Below are 20,222 nucleotides of genomic sequence, written 5' to 3' on the forward strand. Positions count from 1 at the left end.
TCTCTGCCCCGCTTTTCCCCGTTTCGTCGGCCTGATGCCCGTTTCGTCGGAAACGGGCACGGCCCCCGCCCGGCACTTGCTACGGTGGCGCCATCTTCAATCACCCAGGGGTTCACCATGTTTGCCAGCCTGTTTTTCATTGCCCGCCTGAGCGTCGCCTGGTTCTTGCTGTACCTGCCGCTTGCCATCTTCACGCACGAAGTGGTTTTCAGGCACAACGGCTCCGATGGCTTTATCGTCGCGATGGGGGCCTTGCTCGTCGTCGTCACCATCACGGGCGCCTTTTCGCACGTCAACCGGGTGCGCCTGATCGCCGGCCACGTCACCGCGTCCGCGCTGTCGCGGCGCCAGCGGCGCCAGGTCGAACTGCCGCTCGAAGCGGGCGAGGCGTTCGACCTGGTCGACGCGGCCATGCGCGAGCTGCCCGGCGTGCGCGCCGTCGAATCGGCGCGCGACAGCCTGCAAAGCCGGGTGCGCATCACCCGCGTCAATCCCTATCCGGGCGACTCGGTGTCGTGGCGCTGGATCACCAACTTGCACAGCCTGCGCAACCAGGTGTCGATGACGGTCACGCCGAACGGCGACGCCGGCAGCGTGATGCTCATTTGCGAGCCGGAGCGGGCCGCCTGGACCGACTGGCTGTTCATCGACTACGGCACCAACCTGGAAACGGCCGAGGCGCTGTCGCGGGCGATTGCCCGCCGCGTGGCCGAGCGGCGCCGCACGGAAAACCTGTCGGCGGCCGAGTCGGCCACCGAGAAGGCGCTGACGGTGGCCAAGCTGTCGCTGCTGCACGCCCAGGTCGAGCCGCACTTCCTCTACAACACCCTGGCCAGCGCGCAGATCCTCACCCGCAGCGACCCGGCCCGCGCCGACGCCATGCTGGGCAACCTGATCACCTACCTGCGCCACTCGCTGCCGCGCACCGGCGACGACCTGTCGACGCTGGGGGTGGAACTCGAGCGCGCCCACGCCTACCTCGACATCCTGAAAATCCGCATGGGTAGCCGGTTGCAGTTGCAGGTCGACGTGCCGGCCCCGCTGCGCCAGCTGGCGTTTCCGCCGATGATGCTGCAGACGCTGGTGGAAAACGCCATCAAGCACGGTCTCGAGCCGCAAAGCGGCGGCGGCACCGTCTGGATCCTGGCGCGCCAGCTGCCGGGCGATGCGCTGATGCCCTTCGGCGGCGTGGCGGTGACGGTGGCCGACGACGGCCGCGGCTTCTCCAGCGAAGGCGGCGGCACCGGCATCGGCCTGCGCAATGTGCGCGAGCGCCTGCGCCTGGCCTACGGCGCCGGCGCGACGTTCAATATTGTTGCCAATTTTCCCGCCGGCGTGGCCGCCACCATCAGCGTGCCGGGGGTGGCGCCATGATGGGGCGCGCCACCTGTGTCGTCGCCGAAGACGAAGCGCTGCTGCGCGATGAGCTGGTGCAGCAGTTGATGCGCGCCTGGCCTGGGCTCGACATCGTCGCCGCCTGCGAGGACGGCGGCGCCGCGCTCGAGGCGATCGCCGCGCACCAGCCCGATGTGGCCTTTCTCGACATTCGCATGCCCGGCCTGACGGGGCTCGAGGTGGCGGCGGCGCTGGCCTCGTGCAGCCCGCGCACCGAAGTGGTGTTCGTCACCGCCTACGACCAGTACGCCATCGACGCCTTCGAGCGGGGCGCCGTCGATTACCTGCAAAAGCCGGTCAGCGCCGAGCGCCTGGCCGCCACCGTGCAGCGCCTGCAGCGGCGCGCGGGCGCCGCGCCCGACGCGGCCCGGCTGGCGGCGCTGCTGCGCCAGCTGGGCGCGGCGCCCGCCGCGCCGAAACCGCCGCCGCTGGTGTGGCTCACCGCCAGCGCCGGCAGCGAAACGCGGCTGATCATGGTCGACGATATCGCCTACTTCCAGTCCGATTCGAAGTACACGGTGGTGATGACGGCGGCCGGCGAAGCGCTGCTGCGCAAACCGATCCGCGAACTGCTCGAGGTGCTCGACCCGGACATCTTCAAGCAGATCCACCGCTCCACCATCGTCAACCTGAAGGCGATTGCCGCCATCAGTCGCGACGAGACGGGACGGGGCGTACTGAAACTGAAGACGCGGCCGGAAACGCTGGCCGTCAGCCAGCCCTTCATGGCGCTGTTTCGCTCGATGTGAGGCGGGCCGGGGTGCGCCGGCCGTGTTACCACATGTAAGTCTGGTAAGAATGGTACTCCAGCGTACAGACAGCGCCGGGCGCTCTGCTAGAGTAGCCCCATCGTGACAGCACACCTGTGCCACCATTTCAAAGGACCACCATGAACACTTCCCGCCTGGCGCGCCTGCGCCGCGCCGCCCAAGCAGCCGTCACCATCGCCACTGTCGCCCTTGGCGTCGGCATCGCGGCCCCGGCCGCCGCCCAGGTCAGCATCAACATCGGCCAGCCGGGCTTTTATGGCCAGCTCAACGTGGGCGGCTACCCGCCGCCCGTGCTGTACTCGCCGCGCCCGGTGGTGATCGAGCGCAGGTACTCGGGCGCGCCGGTCTACCTGCGGGTGCCGGAAGGCCATCGCCGCCATTGGTCGCGGCACTGCAACCGCTACAACGCCTGCGGGCGCCAGGTGTATTTTGTGCAGGACAGCTGGTACCAGAACACCTATGCGCCGCGCTACCGCGATGGCCATTACGGTGGCCGCCCCGCGGTGCGTGAACAGTTCTATCGGGAGCCTCATCGCGAAGGCCACCGCGACATGCAGCGGGGCCCCGAGCGTGGTCCCGACCGTGGCCCCGGGCGCGATGATCACCGCGGTGACCGCGGCGAGCACGGCGGCGGCCACGGCCGTGGCGGCCACGACCGCGGCGATAACCACGGCAACGGCAACGGCCACGGCAACGGCAACGGGCACGGCAGGTAAGCTGCCTGCCAGCGTGTAGACTAATGGCGTGTTCGATAACATCGACACGCCATTTTTTAATGCTGGAGCGAAAGCCCGCGGTGTCGTCGCCGCGTGACAAGGAGAACTGAGTGCGTAGCGAAATCGTGGTGGTCGGTGGCGGGGCGGGCGGGCTGGAGCTGGCCTGCAAACTGGGACGCAAGCTGGGGCCGAGCAAGGTGGCGCTGGTCGACAGCCGGCTCTACCATATCTGGAAGCCGTCCCTGCACGAAGTGGCCGCCGGCACCCTCGATATCCACCAGGAAGGCCTGTCCTACCAGATGCTGGCACACGACAACGGCTTCACGTTCGTGTACGGCGCCATGACGGGGCTCGATACGGCCGCGCGCCGCATCGACGTCGCCGCCGTCGGCAGCGGCGGCGAGGAAGTGCTGCCGGCGCGCACCGTCGAGTTCAGCAAACTGGTGCTCGCCGTCGGCAGCACCTCGAATTATTTTGGGGTGCCGGGCGCCGCCGAGAACACCATTTCGCTCAACGCCACCGAAGACGCCGAGCGCTTTCGCCTCAAGCTGCTGCGCCTGATGACCATTGCCGACCAGAGCCGTAGCGGCAAGGCGGCCGCGCCCGAGCTGGCCAAGGGCGAGGGCGGCGGCGTCGACATCGTCATCATCGGCGGCGGCGCCACCGGCGTCGAACTGGCCGCCGAGTTGCGCGAGGCCAGCAGCGCGTACGCCAGCTACGGCTTCGAGCGCCTCGACGCCTTGCGCGACGTCCACCTGACCTTGCTGGAAGGGGCGCCCCGCATCCTCTCGCCGCTGCCCGAAAAAGTCTCGAACGCGGCGCTGGGCCTGCTGCACGAGCGCGCCATCAAGGTCGTCACCAACTGCCGCGTCACCGCCATCGAAGCGGACCACGTGCTCGACGCCGCCGGCAACCGCTACCCGGCCGACCTGTGCGTGTGGGCGGCCGGCATCCGCGCGCCCGAATGGCTCTCGGCGCTGGGCTTACCGACAGGGCGGGGCGGCCAGATCGAGGTGGACGAGCGCCTGCAGGTCAAGGGGGTGCCCGGCATCTACGCCATGGGCGACTGCGCCGCCTGCATCGATGCGAAAGGCGCCAGCGTGCCGCCACGGGCGCAGGCGGCGCACCAGCAGGCCGCCTACCTGCTCGACTGCTTCGTGCGCGCGGCGAAGGGCCAGCCGGCGCCGGCCAAGGGCTATGTGTATACCGATTACGGCTCGCTCGTCTCGGTGGGCAATACCACCTCGGTGGGCAGCCTGATGGGCGCCTTGCAGGGCTTTAACTGGTTCGTCGAGGGCATGTTTGCCCGCATGATGTATGTGAGCCTGCACCTGATGCATCACCGCGCCGTGCTGGGCACGGTGCGCACGGCCCTGCTGGCGCTGGCCCGTTTCCTGATCCGGCGCACCGCGCCGCTGGTGAAACTGCACTGACGGTTCAGGCGATGCCGGCATCCTGGCGTGGCAGGATGAAGGTCAGGCAGGTGCCGCTGGCCCCTTGCGGCGCCGGTCCCACCACCAGGCTGCCACCCAGGTAGAGGGCGCGCTCGCGCAGGCTGCGCAGGCCGTGGTGCTCGCCGCTGAAGGCGGCCGCGCCGATGCCGATGCCGTTGTCGCGCACCGTCAGCATGACCTGGTCGCCATCGTCGTCGAGAATCACGTCGACCTCGGTGGCGCCGGCGTGGGCGACGATATTGCTCAAGCCTTCTTCCAGCGCCCGCATCAGCGCCGCCGCCTGCTGGCGCGGATAGCTGACTTCCTCGTCTGGCAGGCTCAGGCGGGCAACCAGGCGCTGGCGCTCGCGGAAGCGCTCGAGCACCTCCGTGATGGCGGGGCGAACGCCGAGAAACTCCAGGCTGTCGTTCCACAAGGCCAGTTGCATGTCGCGGTTGGTGTTGATGATGGTCATCAACAAGGTCTTCATCTGCGCGCTGCGATCGAGCAGGGCTTTTTCCTTCGGCATTTGCTGGGTCAGCAGGGCCAGGTGCATGGTCAGCGCCGTCATCGACGAGCCCAGGCTGTCGTGCATCTGGCGTGCCAGCGCGCGGCGCTGCATGTCCCAGCTATCGGTCATGTGACCGAGCAACTCGCGCACATCGCCGGCACTGCCGCCCGCGGCCGCATCGGGCGCCGGTTCACCCGGCTGCTGGGCGGGCGCATCGGCAGGGGGGGACGGGGGTGCGCGCATGATCGGGCCTTGGAAAATGTTTCCGGGATCATACAACAGAGCGCGCCGTGGTGGCGCTCGTGTTAGCTGGCGCACAGTCAGGCAGGTGAAATTTTATGATGATAATTAAATGGCATTTAGCCACCAACAATCACATTTAAATTTCGCCACGGGACTCCCATGAACCAGCCAAAAGATGCCATCGCCCTGCTCACCGCCGACCACGAAGAAGCGCGCGCCCTTTTCAGCAAGTACGAAGAACTGGGCGAACGTGCCTGGGTCAGCAAGAAAAAGCTGGCGACCGAGGTGTGCCAGGCGCTCACCGTGCACGCGCAGATTGAAGAGGAGATTTTCTATCCGGCCCTGCGCACCCAGGGCAAGCCGTTCCAGGACCTGCTCGACGAAGCGCAGGTCGAGCACGCGGGCGCCAAGGCCCTGATCGCCCAGATCGAAGCGATGGCGCCGCAGGACGATTTGTACGATGCCAAGGTCAAGGTACTGGGCGAACAGATCGACCACCATGCGACGGAAGAGGAGGACGAGATGTTCCCGAAATGCCGCAAGACCACGCTGGACCTGGTGGCGCTCGGTGAGCAACTGCTGGCGCGCAAGCTGGCATTGATGGCATCGCTGTAAGGGACGCTCTGCGTGCCGGGACGAGCGGATCGCCCGTCTCAGCGCCGCGTCGAACGGATTGCCGCGAGCAGCCGTTCGATGTCGACCGGCTTGACCAGGTGCATGTCAAAACCTGCTGCCAGCACCCGGCGCTGGTCTTCGGCCAGGCCGTAGCCGGTCAGGGCGATCAGCTTGATGGCGTGCGTGGACGGCTGGGCGCGCAGGCGGCGCGCCACTTCGTAGCCGTCGATGCCGGGCAGGCCGATGTCGACCAGCGCCACCTCCGGCACGCACGCGAGCGCCATGCGCACACCTTGCACGCCATCGGCGGCCTGGTGCACGACGACACCGTAGGCGTCGAGCAGGGTGGCCATCATGTCGCGGCCGTCATCGTTGTCTTCGATCAGCAATACCGAAGACGCCAGCGCGTCGATGCGCTGCGCGCCGGGCGGCGCGGAGGGCACCGCCGGCTGGTGCTGCGGCAGGCGCATTTCAAATACGCTGCCGCGGCCGCTGCCGGCGCTGGTGGCGCTGACGCTGCCGCCGTGCAGCGCCACCAGGCGGCGCACCAGCGCCAGGCCGATGCCCAGTCCCCCTTGCGCGCGGTCCAGGCTGATACTGCCCTGGACGAACACGTCGAACACATGGGGCAACAGTTCCGGCACGATCCCCACCCCCGTGTCGGTCACCCGCAGCACGACCTGGCCCTGCGCCGGGTCGGTGCCCACCTCGATGTCGATGGTGCCGCCGGCGGGCGTGTATTTGAGGGCGTTGTCGATCAGGTTGGTGGCAATCTGCTCGAGACGGATGGGGTCGCCACTGACCCAGCAGGGCGCCAGCCGCAGCGCCGGCGTGAACGCACCCATGCGGCCGGTGGCGCGCAAGGTATCGAGGCAGGCGCCGACCACGGCGGCCAGGTCGAGCGGCTGGCGCGTGAGCACGATCTTGCCCGACATCGCCCGCGCCAGGTCGAGCAGATCGTCGACGATGCGCGACAGGTGCTGGCTCTGGCGCTCGATGATCCGGCCCGCGCGCAGCACGCCGTCGGCGCCCGCGCCCGGCAGGCCGAGCAGCGAGGCCGCGCTGCTGATCGCCGACAGCGGGTTGCGCAGTTCATGGCCCAGCATGGCCAGGAATTCATCGTTGGCGGCGTCCTTGCGTTCGGCGTCGCGCCGCTCCTGCACTTGCTCGCTCAGGCGCAAGTTGGCGGCGGTCAGCTCGAGCGCGCGCTGCCTGAGCGCGCGCGACTGCTCTCTGAGCTCGGTATTTTTCAGCGCCAGCGCCACGAACACGGCCACCTTGGCATGCAGGATCGGCGCACTCACGGGGGTGAACAGGATGTCGGCGCCACCGCGCTGGTAAGCCTTCAGGCGGTCGGTGTCGTCGGGCAGGAAAGCGCTGACGAAAATGATGGGGATGTCGGCCGAGCGGGCGCGCTGGTGGATCGCCTCGGCGGTCTCGAAGCCGTCCATGCCGGGCATATGGACTTCGAGCAGGATCACGGCCACATTGTGCAGCAGCACCAGGCGCAAGGCTTCCTGGCCGGAGCGCGCCGACAGCACCTTGTAGTGGCCGGCTTCGGCCCGCTGCTCCAACAGGCTCGTCAGCGCCAGCAGGCTGCCCGCATCGTCGTTGACGACCAGGATATGGGGTTTGTCGTTGTGTGACACGGTTTCCGGCGCTGGCAAAGTTGGCGAATGAGGTGGTTTGTTACCAAGAGTATCAGAAACATTACCGGCAGTACGCACGAATCGCTGCCGTGCGCACCCCTGGTCCACCCCGATCGTCGCCGTGGCCGGTAGCGCGGCGCCGCAGGCGCGCGCACTGTACGCTGACGCACAGTCACTATGCGGGGGCCATGCCATAGTGTGTCCATGTCCTGTCCTCCCGCGAGGAGCGACCGGTCCGCAACCCTGACAAGGACACCCCATGCATATCCAATCGATCATCGACGAAGCCTTTCACACCCACACCTTTCGCGAGCTGGCCGAAGCGCCCGTGAGCGCCTTGCGCGGCGTCAGCCCGTCCGACGCCCGCGCACTGAGCCAGGCTTTCGGCGTCAATACCATCGCCGAACTGGCCAATCTGAATTTCTTCAAGTGGGCCTGTGCCATCCAGACCCTGGCGGAAGTGGAATCGGACACGCCGCAGCAGCAGGCGGGCGAAAGCCTGGTCGACGACGCCGTCGAAATGACCTTCCCGGCCAGCGATCCCATCTCTGTCGATGCCGGCATCACCCGCATCGAAGTGGCGCCCGACATGGTCGACGCCGCGCGCGACCACCAGCACGCGGCCCAGATCAAGGCCAATTCCAGCAAGGCCAAGTAAGCCACTGCAATGTGACGGGCAACAAAAAGCCGGCGCATGCCGGCTTTTTGTTGCCCGTCAGCCAGCGTCAGTTGCGCGCAGGTTCCTTGACCGCCGCGCCGTCCTGGGCCACCGGCTGCGAGGAGGTGGCGCAGAAGCGGTTCTTGCCGCCCCGTTTGGCTTCATACAGGGCGTAATCGGCAATGCTGATCAGCGCGTCGACCGTTTCGGCATCGTCCGGATAGATGCTGATGCCGATGCTGGTGGACAGGCCCAGCGTCAGATCGTTGATGAAAATCGGTTCCGACACCGCCTCGACGATCTTGGCGGCCGGCCCCTGGGCATCGGCCAGGCCGTTCACTTCGCTCAGCACCACCATGAACTCGTCGCCGCCCAGGCGCGCCACGGTGTCTTCCTTGCGCGAGCAGTCGAGCAGGCGCTTGGCGACGGTCTTGAGCACTTCGTCGCCGTAGGCATGGCCGTAGGTGTCGTTGATGGCCTTGAACCCATCGAGGTCGATGTACATGATCGCCGCCTTGTGGTGGTTGCGATTGGCATGTTGCAAGGTGGTGGCGATGCGGTCTTCCAGCAGGCGCCGGTTGGGCAAGCCGGTCAGGGCGTCATGCAGGGCCAGTTCCTGCTGGGCGCGGCTGTACTGGGCCAGTTCGCGGTACAGCAGGCGCACTTCGAGCATGTTGTGGATGCGCTTGTGCACTTCAAGCAGGTCGAAGGGCTTGCTGATGAAGTCGCGCGCGCCCGCCTCGAGCGCGGCGATCTTGAAACTGGGTTGGGCCGTCAGCGCCAGCACCGGCAGGTAGCCGCCGTGCTCGATCTCCTTCAAGCCCTTCATGACCTGGAAACCGTTCAATCCCGGCATTTGCAGGTCCAGCAAGATCAGGTCGTAGTTGTGTTGGCGATGCAGCGGGCACACCTGTTCAGGCAGCATGGTCGAGCTGACGCAGGTGTACCCTTCGGCCCGCAATATCTCTTCCATCAGTTCGATATTGTCGGGCGAATCGTCCACCACCAGGATTTTTGCGTTAAGGATGTCTTCTCTGCTCGGCATGCGGGTCTCGGTCTGTGCGCACTGGTGTCCCGCGGCGGTACAGGCGGACATCTTGCGCTGTCGGCAAGGCCGTCCGCTGCCTCGGATCAGGCTAGCTCGGGAAGCGGTCCAGCTTATTCCGTCCCAGTGTACCAAATTCCCTTAAGTTTCTTGTAGGACAGTGCCCCGCACGGGGGTAGGAACAGTTTGGGCGCGGCCTTCAGGCCAGACCCTGCTTGATCCCCGCCACGGTGGCGATCAGCTGGGACGGCTCGACGGGCTTGGAAATGTGCGAGGCGAAGCCCGCTTCGAGCGCGCGCAAGCGGTCTTCCGAGCGGGCGAAGGCGGTCAGCGCCACTGCCGGCACCAGGCCGCCTTCGGCCGGTGGCAGGGCGCGCACGGCCGCCAGCAGGGCGAAGCCATCCATGCCGGGCATGCCAAGGTCGCTGATGAGCAGGTCGGGCGGGTCGCTGCGCAGGGCATCGAGGGCGGCCGCGGCGTTCGGCGCCGTGTGCACGCGGGCATTGCAATCGGACAGGATGCGCTTGATCAGGTCGCGTGCGTCAGGCTCGTCATCGACCACCAGCACCGTCATGCCCGACAGGTCGCGCGCGATGAGGTCGGGGGTCAGCGGGGACGGCGGGCTGTAGGGCGCGCGGTCGGGGCGGGCGGCCAGCACCTGCGGGGTGGCGGCCGGCAGGGCGACGGTGAAACAGGCGCCCTGCTGCTCGCCTTCGCTGGCGGCGGCCACGGTGCCACCGTGCTGCTCGATCAGGTGCTTGACGATCGACAAGCCCAGGCCCAGGCCGCCGTGCTGGCGGGTGGTCGACGAGTCGCCCTGGCGGAAGCGTTCGAACACGTGGGTGAGAAATTCGGCGGCAATCCCGGCGCCGCTGTCGCGCACGGCAATTTCGACATTCGCGCCGGCCGGCCGCACCAGCACCTGCACCAGGCCGTCGCGGGGAGTGAACTTGATGGCGTTCGACAGCAGGTTCCAGATCACTTGCTGCAGGCGGGCGGGGTCGCCGGCAATCATGCCGACGTGCTCCGCGTAATGTTTTTCGAGGCGGATGTTCTTCGCCTCGGCGGCCGGGCGCAGCGTGTCGATGGCGCCATCGATGAACACGGCCGGGGCGATGGTCTGGATGTCGAGCATCACCTTGCCCGAGGTGATGCGGCTCATGTCGAGCAGATCTTCGATCAGCTGGGCCTGGGCGCGGGCGTTGCGCTCGATCGTTTGCAGGCCCCGCTGCAAGTCGTCCGGACCGCGCGTGCCCCGGCGCAGCACCTGGGCCCAGCCCAGGATGGCCGACAGGGGCGTGCGCAGTTCGTGCGACAGGGTGGCCAGGAATTCATCCTTCATGTTGCTGGTGCGCTCGGCCTCGGCGCGCGCCAGCCGTTCGCTCTCGAGCAGCTCTTTGCGCTCCTCGGCGGCGCGCTGGGCGGCCTCGTACAGGCGGGTGTTGTCGATCGCCACCGCGGCCTGGGCGGCGATGCCGCCGACGATGCGCTCGGTGCGCTCGGAGAAAATGCCCGCTTCCGGGTGGCCGAACACCAGCCGGCCCACCAGTTCGCCCGAGCGCGACACCACCGGCACGGCCAGGTAGCTGCGCATGGTCAGTGGCGCGGCGTCCGGCTGGTCGGGGGTGGCGAAGCGGGCGTCGTGCGTCGTGTCGTTCGAGCGCAGCACGGCGTCGCGCGCGCCGGGGCCGGGCGCCAGCGGCGGGATGCGCGCCAGTTCCTCGCAGACGGCGCCGGCGCGGGTGGTGACGGTGAACGGCGCGCCGTCGCCATCGCGGCCATGATAGAAGAACGCGCCACAGCGGGCGCCGCTGATGCCGGTGGCGGCGTCGGTGACGGTTTGCAGCAGCGAGCGCAGGTCGCGCTGGCGGGCCAGCGCGCTGCCAGTGCTGTTGAGCAGTTCGAGCACATTCGATTCTTCGCGCAAGGCTTGCTGGACGCGCTTGACCTGGTCGACGTCGGTATTGGTGCCGAACCAGCGCACCACGTGGCCGAGGCGGTCGCGCACCGGGTTGACGCGGGTGAGAAACCAGCGGTACTGGCCGTCGCCGCCGCGGATCGGGTATTCCATGTCGAAGGGCTGGCCCGTGCGGATCGATTCGTGCCAGCGCTGCAGCACCAGCGGCAGCACATCGGGATCGACCACCGATTGCCAGCCCCAGCCGGACATGCGCTCGAGCGCCGTGCCCGTGTATTCGTACCAGCGTTCGTTGAACCAGACGATATCGCCGTCGGCCTGCGCCATCCAGGCCAGCTGCGAGACGGAATTGGCCAGCGCGCGCAGCACTTCCTCGCTCTGGCGCAAGGTGTCTTCGGCGCTCTTGCGGGTGCTGATGTCCTGCGCCACGCCGGTCATGCCCAGCACGCGCTGCTGGCCTGGCGTGGCCCGCGGCTCGGCCAGGTCGGCGCGCCCGACCAGCGACACCCAGCGCAGTTCGCGTCCGGGCACGTCGATGCGGCATTCGATATTGAGGTCGGCGCCGCTGGCGCAGGCACGCTGGAATTCGTGGTCGACGCTGGCGCGGTCCTGGCGGGCCAGGCGTTCCTGCAGGCGTTCCCAGGCCAGCGGCGTTTCTGCCGGCAGGCCGAACAGTTCGGCGGCGCGCGCACCCAGGGTCAACTGGTGCAGGGCGGCGTCCCAGCGCCAGTCACCGAGCCGGCCCGCCGCCAGCGCCACCTGCAGGCGGGTGCTGGCCGCCAGCAGGGCCTGTTCCTCGGCCTTGCGCGCGGTGATGTCCTGAAAGCGGCAGATCATGCCGTCGCCGTACGGGCTGCCGTGCAGCGCGAACCAGCGGCCCAGGGCCGCATGCAGAAATTCGCAGCAGGCGCTGGCGGGCGCCGTGCTGACTGCGCCCGCCAGCCGGGCCTGGAAGCGCTGGACGGCGGCGGCATCGAGGCCGGCACCACGCCACAGATCGCCGCCGGTGGCGCCGACGATGGCGGCGGCGGCGCGGTTGCGCCAGAGCACCTTCCATTGGCCATCGACGGCGCACACGCCGTCGCCCAGATGCTCGAACATCGCTTCGAAATCGACACCGTCCGGCGCATCCCGGACGGCGCCGCCGTGGGCCCGCGCGGCCGCCGCGGCCAGCTTCGACGGTGCGTCGGGCTGGATCATGGCACGCCTGCTGCAGCGCTGGTGCGCGCCGCGGTGGGCCGTTGTGCCGCTCGGTTCGAGTTCATCTGGTGCGTCGCAATCATGGGGTCCGGCGATCAGCGCGGGCAGGCGCGGGATGTCAGTGTGGCGATTTTAGCGCAGTGGGGCGTCGGCCAATCACACGCTTGCGGCGGCGTCGGCCAGCGCCTGTTGCAACTGCTCGATCTCGTAGGGCTTTTGCAGCGACAAATAGGGAAATTCGATCTGGCGCAGCAGGGCGTCGCCGTAGCCGGAGGCGAAGATCACCCGCAGTGCCGGATACAGTGCGCGCGCGCGCCGCGCCAGGTCGACGCCGGACATGCCTGGCAGGCTGACGTCGGTGAACAGCACGTTGAAATCGCCCTTCGCGAGCAGTTCCAGGGCCCCCTCGGCGTGGCCGACCCCGGCGTTGTCGTGGCCGAACGCACTGAGCATTTCGCAGACCAGAAATTGCGAATCGAGGTTGTCCTCGACCACCAAGATGCGCAGGGCGGCGCCGCCGGTGGCCAGTTCGGCGGCCAGCGCCGGGCTGGTCGGCGGCGCCACCGCGCACAGCACGCCACCGACCGTGCCGTCGGCCAGGCGCACCGGGGTGAAGTGCAGATCGGCGTCGTGCACCGCGCCGCTGACGGCAAAGCGCAGCGGCCGGCGCGGCTGGTGCGATGCGAGCCCGGCGAATGCCCCTTCGAAGCTGTCGCGGGCGGCCGCCAGCGGCGCCGGCAGCAGGGCCGGGACGGCGCCGCCGGGCGCTGCCGCGTGGGCGGGACCGGCCAGTTCGGCATATGCCTGGTTGAACAGCACCGCCCGTTGCGGCCCCCAGCACAGCAGCAGCGGCAGCGGCGTATTGAACATGATGTCGACCGTCAGGCGCAACGCCAACGGCCAGCTGTCGGCGGCGCCGACGGCGCTTCGGGACCAGTCATGGTTGCCGGCCGGGCCGGTCAGCGGTGCAGCGTCGAACATAGGCGAAATCGATCAGGTGAACTGAGGTAAAGGCGTGGAAACGAGCATCGTACACCAAAGCCGGGCCTGTACCGGGTCAGTGGCGTGCTGGCCTGTCGCCGCTGCGCCGCTGCGCCGCTGCGCCGCTGCGGCAAGCAACCGGTGCAGCAACGGGGTCGTGCGCCCAAGCACAGGGCCTGCCGCGCGCGTTGCTTGACGCCCGCTCCCGTCGCGGGCAAAAAAAAGCCCGCTACGGGAGCGGGCTGAATCTATTTTCTTGGAGGAGAATAGAGGAGACAGGTGCTATATTGTTGCATCGCAAAACGTTTGGCCAATTTTTGTTCGTGATGAGAGATATAAGCGGGGCGCATAGCGGGCACGACGCTAGTGCCTGGCCCATGTTTAGGGGCGTCGGCCGCGTCCGTCAACCGGTTCAGTGCCATGGTCAGTGTCGTTAAACATCGTCAAGTCAATATCGTTCTGCTCGAGGCCGATGAGCCCGTGCGCGCTCATTGCGCGCCGGGCGATATCGCCCTGGTGACGGAGCGGGCAGGGTGGTTCTTGCATTTCATAAACGCCGATGGCGGCCTCGACAGTTACGAGCAGCCGTACGCCAGCCAGAAGGAAGCCTTGTGGGCCGCCAAGGCGGCGGCCGAGTTCGGTTTCAGTTAGGGGCGCGCCAATGAAACGCCAACTGTCTGCGGGGCAAGTTATCATTACGTAAATCCTGCCCTGCGCCGCGGGACTAGATGCGCCTTGGTACCCACCGGCCCGTCTCCACCGTACCGTACGATCACCGCCATGTTGAAACGACCATTGTTCGCCTTGTTGCTCCTTGCTGCCGACCGCCGCGTGCAGGTGGTCGGGCTGCGCGGCGCGCGCGTGGCCGCCAGGCCGGGATGGCGGTGCTGATGGTGGCGTCCTCGCGTCGTGCCGGCCCCCGCCGCCAGTTGCTGGTCGCCGTGTGCGCGCTCGCCTGCGCGACGCTGCTGGCGCCGGCCATGGCGCACCAGACCGACGAGCGCGCGCGCAGCGTTAAGGCGGCCTTCCTGGTGAAGTTCCTCGACTATGCCGATTTTCCCGCCCATGCCTTCAGCGATGCCGGCGCCGCCCTCGTCATCGGCGTGCTCGGCGCCGACGAGATGGCGCACGAAGTCCAGCACATCGTCGGCGCGCGCGCCATCAACGGCCGCCCGGTGATGGTGCGGCCCGTGCGCGAAGGCGATACGGCCCCCGTGCACCTGTTATTTGTGGCAGGGTCCGACAGCATGCGGGTCACGCGTGTGTTGCGCCAGTGGGCGCCTGCGCCGATACTATTGGTTAGCGAGTGCGGCCATGGCCTGGAGGCCGGCAGCACCATTAATTTTAAGATCATCGAACAACACGTGCGTTTCGACGTGTCGCTCGATGCCGCCGAAAAAAGCAATATCAAACTGAGTTCGCGCCTGCTGTCCGTCGCCAACCACGTCAGTAAAGGAGTACCGTGATGCCGACGCCCGTCAGCGGACACAGTAGCAAGAACGACCACGGCTCGGTCCGCAGCAAGCTGATCATCATGGCCGTCTCGACCACCTTCGTGGCCCTGCTGGCGGCCGCCGTCGCCATGCTGCTGTACGACCTGCGCACCTTCCAGCAGAACTGGGTCGACGATCTGACCACCCAGGCCGACATCATCGCCGCCGTGACGGCGCCCGCGCTGTCGTTCTCGGACGCCCGCTCGGCCAGCGAGAACCTGGCGGTGCTGCGGGTGCGCCCGCAAATCGTCGCCGGCGCCGTCTACACGGCCGCCGGCGTGCGCTTCGCCTCGTACGCCCAGCAGCAGTCGCAGGAGCTGCGCTTTCCGCAGCATCCGGGCGCGCCCGGGGCGCGCGTCGAGCATGGCGAACTGGTGGTGGTGCGCAATATCGTCGACCGTGGCGAACTGCTCGGCACCGTCTACCTGCGCAGCGGCTACGACCTGGTGGGCCGCATGCTCAATTACGCCGCCATCCTCGGCGTGGTGATGCTGGGAGCCCTGCTGATCGCCGCGCTGGTGGCCTCGCGCCTGCAGCAGGGCATCACGCGGCCCCTGATCGCCGTCACCAACGTCGCCCGCGACGTCATGGAGCAGCGCGACTTCACCTTGCGCGTGCCGGGCGACGAGCAGGGCGAAATCGGCGTGCTGGTGTCGGCCTTTAACGACATGCTGGCCGAAATCGGCCGCCGCTCGCACGCCCTGCAGGAAGCCAATCTGACGCTCGAACACGAGGGCCAGGTGCGCCACCGCGCCGAGCAGGCCCTGCTCACGGCCGACCGCCGCAAGGACGAGTTCCTGGCCACCCTGGCGCACGAGCTGCGCAATCCGCTCGCGCCCATCCGCACGGGGCTCGACATCCTGCGCCTGCGCAGCGGCGACGCCCAGGCCACCCAGCGCGCCACCGACATCATGGAACGCCAGCTGCGCCAGATGGTGCGGCTGGTCGACGACCTGCTCGACGTCTCGCGCATCAACACGGGCAAGTTCGCCATCAAGATGGGCCGGGTGGAACTGAAGGCGGTGGTCAACGACGCCCTCGAGGTGGTGCGTTCCTACATCGAGCTGCACGGCCACGAACTGGTGATCGACCTGCCGGACCGGCCCGTGTTCCTCAACGGCGACGCCACCCGGCTGGCGCAGGTGCTGTCGAACCTGCTCAACAACGCCGCCAAGTACACCAACCGGGGCGGCCGCGTCAGCCTGGGCGCGCGCGCCGAGGACAAGACGCTGATCCTCACCGTGCTCGACAACGGCATCGGCATCGCGCCCGACATGATCGCCAATGTGTTTGAAATGTTCGTGCAGGTCGATTCCACGCTCGAGCGCACCAACGCCGGGCTGGGAGTGGGGCTGTCGCTGGCGCGCCGGCTGGTCGAGCTGCACCACGGCAGCATCGAGGCGAACAGCGCCGGCATCGGCCGCGGCACCGAATTTACCGTGCGCCTGCCGATCGTCGTCGAGCCCGAACTGCCCACCAAGTCGATGCCGGCCGCCTTCATCAGCGCCGAGACCTACCGCATCCTGCTGGCCGACGACAACGTCGACTTCGTCAACAGCATCGGCGCGCTGCTCTCGGCGATGGGGCACAGCGTCGTCATCACCCACAACGGCCCCGACGCGCTGACGGCGGCGGCGCGCTTCTGCCCGGACTTCGCTTTTCTCGACATCGGCCTGCCGCAGATGTCCGGCTACGACCTGGCGCGCGGCATCCGCAAGCTGCCCACCGGCTCGATGACGATGCTGGTGGCGGTGACGGGCTGGGGCCAGGAGAAGGACCGCCAGCTGGCCTTCGAGGCGGGCTTCGACCATCACATGGTCAAGCCGGTGCGCTTCGAGCAGATCGAGGAAATTCTCAGCAACCGGGCGATCGAGCACCGCACCACCCGCACCTGACGGCGGGCGGTGGGCGCCGCTGATTACTGCGCTACCGACTGCATGATTTTATACAGATCGGCCTTGCCCTCGAAGCCGATGCCGGGCAGGTCGGGCATGGTGATGTGGCCGTTCTTGACCTGTACGCCGTCCGGAAAACCGCCGAAGGGCTGGAACAGGTCGGGGTAGGACTCATTGCCGCCCAGCCCCAATCCGGCGGCGATATTGAGCGACATCTGGTGCCCGCCGTGCGGGATGCAGCGCTGGGCCGACCAGCCGTGCTGGCGCAGCATGTCGAGCGTGCGCAGGTATTCGACCAGGCCGTAGCTGAGGGCGCAGTCAAATTGCAGGTAGTCGCGGTCGGCGCGCATGCCGCCGTGGCGGATCAGGTTGCGCGCATCCTGCATCGAGAACAGGTTTTCGCCGGTGGCCATGGGGTTCTTGTAGTAATTGCGCAAGGTCGCCTGCAGTTCGAAATCGAGCGGGTCGCCCGCTTCCTCGTACCAGAACAGGTCGTACTGCGACAGCGCCTTGGCATAGGCGATGGCGGTGTCGAGGTCGAAGCGGCCGTTGGCGTCGACCGCCAGCTTCTGGCCGTCCTGCAGCACCGACAGGATCGAATCGATGCGGCGCAAGTCCTCGTCGAGCGAGGCGCCGCCGATCTTCTTTTTGACCACCGTGTAGCCGCGGTCAAGGTAACTGCGCATCTCGTCCTTGAGCTTGGCGTGGTCCTGGTTCGGATAATAATAGCCGCCGGCCGCATACACGAACACGGAGCGCTGCGGCGTGCCATTGCCGTAGCGCTCGGCCAGCAGCTGGAACAGGGGCAGGCCGGCGATTTTCGCCACCGCGTCCCACACCGCCATGTCGATGGTGCCGATGGCCACCGAGCGCTCGCCGTGGCCGCCCGGCTTTTCGTTGGTGAACATGGTCGCCCAGATCTTGTGCGGGTCCAGGTTGTCGCCGGCCTCGTTGAGCAGGCTGGCCGGCGCCGCTTCCAGGATGCGGGGAATGAAGCGCTCGCGCATGAGCATGCCCTGGCCGTAGCGGCCGTTCGAATTGAAGCCGTAGCCGATCACCGGCTTGCCGTCGCGGATGACGTCGGTGACGACGGCGACCAGGCTCAGGTTCATCTTGCTAAAGTCGATGTAGGCGTTGCGGATGGGTGAACTGATGGGGAAAGTCTGTTCGCGGATGGCGACGATGCGCATGGCGGGCTCCAGTGATGTGAAAAGTCCAGCTTACGCCGCCAGGGCAGGTCTATACTTTACTTGAAAACAATACACTTATACGCACAGGTACATGATCGTGCCCAGTGAACTCGATTTTTTTGCCGTGCTGGCGCGCCTGCACAGCCTGTCGGGGGCGGCCCGCGCGCTGGGCATGACGCCGCCCGCCGCCAGTCGCCGGCTGGCCCAGATGGAAGCGCGCCTGGGCGTGCGCCTGGTCAACCGCAGCACCCGCACCCTGAGCCTGACGCGCGAGGGCGACATCTATCTGGCGCACGCGCTGGCCATCCTGGCCGATCTGCGCCGCATGGACGAGGCGGTCTCCGGCGGGGCGGCGGCCTTGCGCGGGCTGCTGCGGGTCAATGCCACGCTGGGCTTCGGCCGCACCACGATCGCGCCGCTGTTGTCGGCGTTCGCGCGCCAGCATGCCGACATCGCGCTCGAGCTGACCCTGTCGGACAGTCCCGTCGACCTGGTGGGCGACGGTGTCGACCTGGCGGTGCGCTTCGGCGCCGTGCCCGACCAGCGCCTGCACGCGCGCCTGTTGATGAGCAACCGCCGCTACCTGTGCGCCTCGCCCCGCTACCTGGAGCGGCACGGCGTGCCCGCCACCCTGGCCGACCTGGCCCGCCACCGCTGCATCGTGCACCGCCAGAATGACGACGCCCACGGCGTCTGGCGCTTTTCCCGCGACGGCCAGGACGAAGTGATGAAGGTCGGGGCGGCGATGGCCAGCAACGATGGCGACGTGGTGCTGGGCTGGGCGCTGGACGGCCACGGCATCCTGATCCGCTCCGAGTGGGACGCGGCGAAGTACCTGGCCAGCGGCCGCCTGGTGCGCCTGCTCGAGGACTTCACGCTGCCGTCGGCCGACCTGTTTGCGTATTACGCCAGCAAGACGGGGCAGCCGGCGCGGGCACGGGCGCTGGTCGACTTCCTGGCAGGCAAGCTGCAGGGCGCTTTGACCGTCAAGTAGTGGGGGTAGGACTAATGGTACTGAGGCACCGCACAAAGAAAAACGCCCCGCAGCGTTGGCTGCGGGGCGTTTTCTGGTACTGCTTTTACGAATTTTGGTGCGGCTGGCAGGAATTGAACCCACGACCCCTTGGTTCGTAGCCAAGTACTCTATCCAACTGAGCTACAGCCGCGAAAGACAAGATTATAGCAGCACATTGTGGCTTCGCCAAGTCGAAATGTGCTGCGTCATTCCGGCACGCCCTGGTAGCCGGGATGGGCCGCCATGCGGGCCGTCAGCGTGGCGCCCAGCGCCGCCACGCGGGCGTCGGCCGCCAGCGCCGCGCGCCCCGCCAGGTAATACGTCTCCAGGCCCACCGGCAGGAAATCGACGGCCAGCCCGGCGGTGGCGGCGCGCACGGCGAAGGTGACATCGGCGGCGCCCGCGGCCACCGCCTGCACCACCGCCGAGTGGGTGAATTCTTCCTGGCGATAGCCGCGAATCGCGGCCGGGTCGATGGCGGCGTCGACGATGAGCTGGTCGAGCCACGAGCGGGTGCCCGACTGGCGCTGGCGGTTGATCAGGCGTACCTCGGGGCGGGCCAGGTCGGCTGCGCCCCGTATGCCCAGCGGATTGCCGCGCGCCACCACGAAGCCCAGTTCGCGCTGCATCAGGGGGCGCACGAAGAAGGCGGGGTCGGCCGCCAGATCGGCGATGGCCTCGCCCGCCCGCGGCGGATACGCGCCGTGAAAGCCGGCCAGGTCGGCGCTGCCGGCGCGCATGGCCTCGACCGCCTTGTACGAGCCCATGGTGCGGATCTGCCAGTGCTCGAGCAGGCCCGCCTGCACGCAGTCTGCCAGCGCGATGTCGTGGCTGCAAAACAGGGTCAGGGGCGCCGCGCTGTGCCCCAGCAGGCGATCGAGCGTGCGCTGGGCGGCTTGCAAGGGCCCGTTGGCCTGCTCGCGGACGGCGCCGCGCAAGGCTTGCACGGCAGCGACCAGTTGCAGGCCGGTGTCGCTCAGTTCGCTGCCGTGCCCCTTGCGCTTGACCATCAATTGCTGGCCCAGCAGGGTTTCCGCACTGTCGAGCTTGCCCCACACGCTGCGGTAGGACAGGCGCAAGCGGTCGGCCGCCGCCTGCACCGTGCCGCAGGCAGCGACGACCTCGAGCAGGTCGGCGAGGGCGCCCAGGTCGACGCTGGCGTCGCCGTCGCGCCAGTCCAGGTCAATGCGCAAGTGCAGGGACATATATGAAGATGCTTTCCTATTGAATATGCAAACAGAATTCATTACACTACAAGCAATGCACATCATGGCGCAGGCGCGCCGGTCCGGTCAACCGTGGCGGCCCGTCGGGGCGCATGCATCCGTCGTTCCAGTTCCTGTAGGGCCTTATCGGGCGGAAAAATTTTCCGCCCGTTTTTTTTGGCGCTTTCACCGTTACCGTGAAAGCCCATTAGCGTAAGCACGCACCATCCAAGCCCACCCCGCGATGGGTTCGAGGCGAGCGCCGGGTCCGACCCCTCGTTTCGGCGCTT

At 67.7% G+C, this 20,222-nt stretch carries 17 protein-coding genes and 1 tRNA gene; 10 read left to right on the forward strand and 8 right to left on the reverse strand.

Translation table 11 applies throughout. The features are described 5' to 3' along the window. Positions 1-117: 117 nt before the first annotated feature. The 4 genes from ACP7EY_RS21680 (at position 118) to ACP7EY_RS21695 (ending at position 4,314) form a co-directional block, all read left to right on the forward strand. Positions 118-1,374 (forward strand): sensor histidine kinase, encoded by a 1,257-nt coding sequence (locus ACP7EY_RS21680; RefSeq protein ID WP_426197321.1) that lies wholly within the window; start codon positions 118-120, stop codon positions 1,372-1,374. Next, entirely contained in the window at positions 1,371-2,144 is a 774-nt protein-coding gene (locus ACP7EY_RS21685) for a LytR/AlgR family response regulator transcription factor (protein ID WP_426197323.1), read from the forward strand. Before ACP7EY_RS21680 ends, ACP7EY_RS21685 begins: the two co-directional genes overlap by 4 nt. 140 nt (positions 2,145-2,284) lie before the next feature. Next, positions 2,285-2,881, forward strand: a complete 597-nt coding sequence (locus tag ACP7EY_RS21690) for a hypothetical protein (RefSeq protein ID WP_426197325.1) — start codon at positions 2,285-2,287, stop codon at positions 2,879-2,881. A 110-nt stretch (positions 2,882-2,991) separates the two neighbouring features. Further along, positions 2,992-4,314 (forward strand): NAD(P)/FAD-dependent oxidoreductase, encoded by a 1,323-nt coding sequence (locus ACP7EY_RS21695; RefSeq protein WP_426197327.1) that lies wholly within the window; start codon positions 2,992-2,994, stop codon positions 4,312-4,314. 4 nt (positions 4,315-4,318) lie between these two features. On the opposite strand, the gene ACP7EY_RS21700 is transcribed toward ACP7EY_RS21695, so the two are convergent. Then, positions 4,319-5,068, reverse strand: a complete 750-nt coding sequence (locus ACP7EY_RS21700) for a sensor histidine kinase (protein ID WP_426197329.1) — start codon at positions 5,066-5,068, stop codon at positions 4,319-4,321. 159 nt (positions 5,069-5,227) lie between these two features. Here ACP7EY_RS21700 and ACP7EY_RS21705 point away from each other — a divergent pair, with 159 nt between their 5' ends. Further along, entirely contained in the window at positions 5,228-5,683 is a 456-nt protein-coding gene (locus ACP7EY_RS21705; protein ID WP_426197331.1) for a hemerythrin domain-containing protein, read from the forward strand. 38 nt (positions 5,684-5,721) lie between these two features. Here ACP7EY_RS21705 and ACP7EY_RS21710 read toward each other — a convergent pair whose 3' ends face one another. Continuing rightward, positions 5,722-7,332 carry a response regulator gene (locus ACP7EY_RS21710; RefSeq protein WP_426197333.1) on the reverse strand — a complete coding sequence of 537 codons (1,611 nt, stop codon included), beginning with the start codon at positions 7,330-7,332 and terminating at the stop codon, positions 5,722-5,724. A 259-nt stretch (positions 7,333-7,591) separates the two neighbouring features. Here ACP7EY_RS21710 and ACP7EY_RS21715 point away from each other — a divergent pair, with 259 nt between their 5' ends. Continuing rightward, the gene (locus tag ACP7EY_RS21715) at positions 7,592-7,990 is read left to right on the forward strand and encodes a hypothetical protein (protein WP_426197335.1); all 399 of its coding nucleotides are present in this window, start codon (positions 7,592-7,594) and stop codon (positions 7,988-7,990) included. Positions 7,991-8,057: 67 nt separating this feature from the next. Here ACP7EY_RS21715 and ACP7EY_RS21720 read toward each other — a convergent pair whose 3' ends face one another. From ACP7EY_RS21720 to ACP7EY_RS21730, 3 genes are all read right to left on the reverse strand, one after another. Further along, positions 8,058-9,035, reverse strand: a complete 978-nt coding sequence (locus ACP7EY_RS21720) for a diguanylate cyclase domain-containing protein (protein WP_426197337.1) — start codon at positions 9,033-9,035, stop codon at positions 8,058-8,060. 199 nt (positions 9,036-9,234) lie between these two features. Then, complete coding sequence (locus ACP7EY_RS21725; protein WP_426197338.1) at positions 9,235-12,153, reverse strand: ATP-binding protein; 2,919 nt, start codon at positions 12,151-12,153, stop codon at positions 9,235-9,237. Positions 12,154-12,309: 156 nt separating this feature from the next. Then, positions 12,310-13,134, reverse strand: a complete 825-nt coding sequence (locus tag ACP7EY_RS21730) for a response regulator (protein ID WP_426197340.1) — start codon at positions 13,132-13,134, stop codon at positions 12,310-12,312. Between the two features lie 420 nt (positions 13,135-13,554). Here ACP7EY_RS21730 and ACP7EY_RS21735 point away from each other — a divergent pair, with 420 nt between their 5' ends. From ACP7EY_RS21735 to ACP7EY_RS21745, 3 genes are all read left to right on the forward strand, one after another. Beyond that, a complete protein-coding gene (locus ACP7EY_RS21735; RefSeq protein ID WP_426197342.1) occupies positions 13,555-13,785 on the forward strand; it encodes a hypothetical protein in 231 nt (76 codons plus the stop codon). Positions 13,786-14,024: 239 nt separating this feature from the next. After that, positions 14,025-14,600, forward strand: a complete 576-nt coding sequence (locus tag ACP7EY_RS21740) for a YfiR family protein (protein WP_426197344.1) — start codon at positions 14,025-14,027, stop codon at positions 14,598-14,600. After that, positions 14,600-16,522, forward strand: a complete 1,923-nt coding sequence (locus ACP7EY_RS21745; protein WP_426197346.1) for a hybrid sensor histidine kinase/response regulator — start codon at positions 14,600-14,602, stop codon at positions 16,520-16,522. The genes ACP7EY_RS21740 and ACP7EY_RS21745 overlap by 1 nt, the downstream gene beginning before the upstream one ends. A gap of 23 nt (positions 16,523-16,545) precedes the next feature. Here ACP7EY_RS21745 and ACP7EY_RS21750 read toward each other — a convergent pair whose 3' ends face one another. After that, entirely contained in the window at positions 16,546-17,712 is a 1,167-nt protein-coding gene (locus ACP7EY_RS21750) for a mandelate racemase/muconate lactonizing enzyme family protein (RefSeq protein WP_426197348.1), read from the reverse strand. A gap of 91 nt (positions 17,713-17,803) precedes the next feature. Here ACP7EY_RS21750 and ACP7EY_RS21755 point away from each other — a divergent pair, with 91 nt between their 5' ends. After that, a complete protein-coding gene (locus ACP7EY_RS21755) occupies positions 17,804-18,706 on the forward strand; it encodes a LysR family transcriptional regulator (protein WP_426197350.1) in 903 nt (300 codons plus the stop codon). 95 nt (positions 18,707-18,801) lie between these two features. Here the strand turns inward: ACP7EY_RS21755 and ACP7EY_RS21760 are convergent. Further along, positions 18,802-18,878, reverse strand: a tRNA-Arg gene (locus ACP7EY_RS21760). 55 nt (positions 18,879-18,933) lie between these two features. Beyond that, a complete protein-coding gene (locus ACP7EY_RS21765; RefSeq protein ID WP_426197352.1) occupies positions 18,934-19,932 on the reverse strand; it encodes a substrate-binding domain-containing protein in 999 nt (332 codons plus the stop codon). Positions 19,933-20,222 lie beyond the last annotated feature (290 nt).

Origin of the sequence: Massilia sp. DWR3-1-1 (assembly GCF_049898325.1) — a bacterium.
In the GTDB taxonomy this organism is placed as follows: domain Bacteria; phylum Pseudomonadota; class Gammaproteobacteria; order Burkholderiales; family Burkholderiaceae_D; genus JAFCUW01.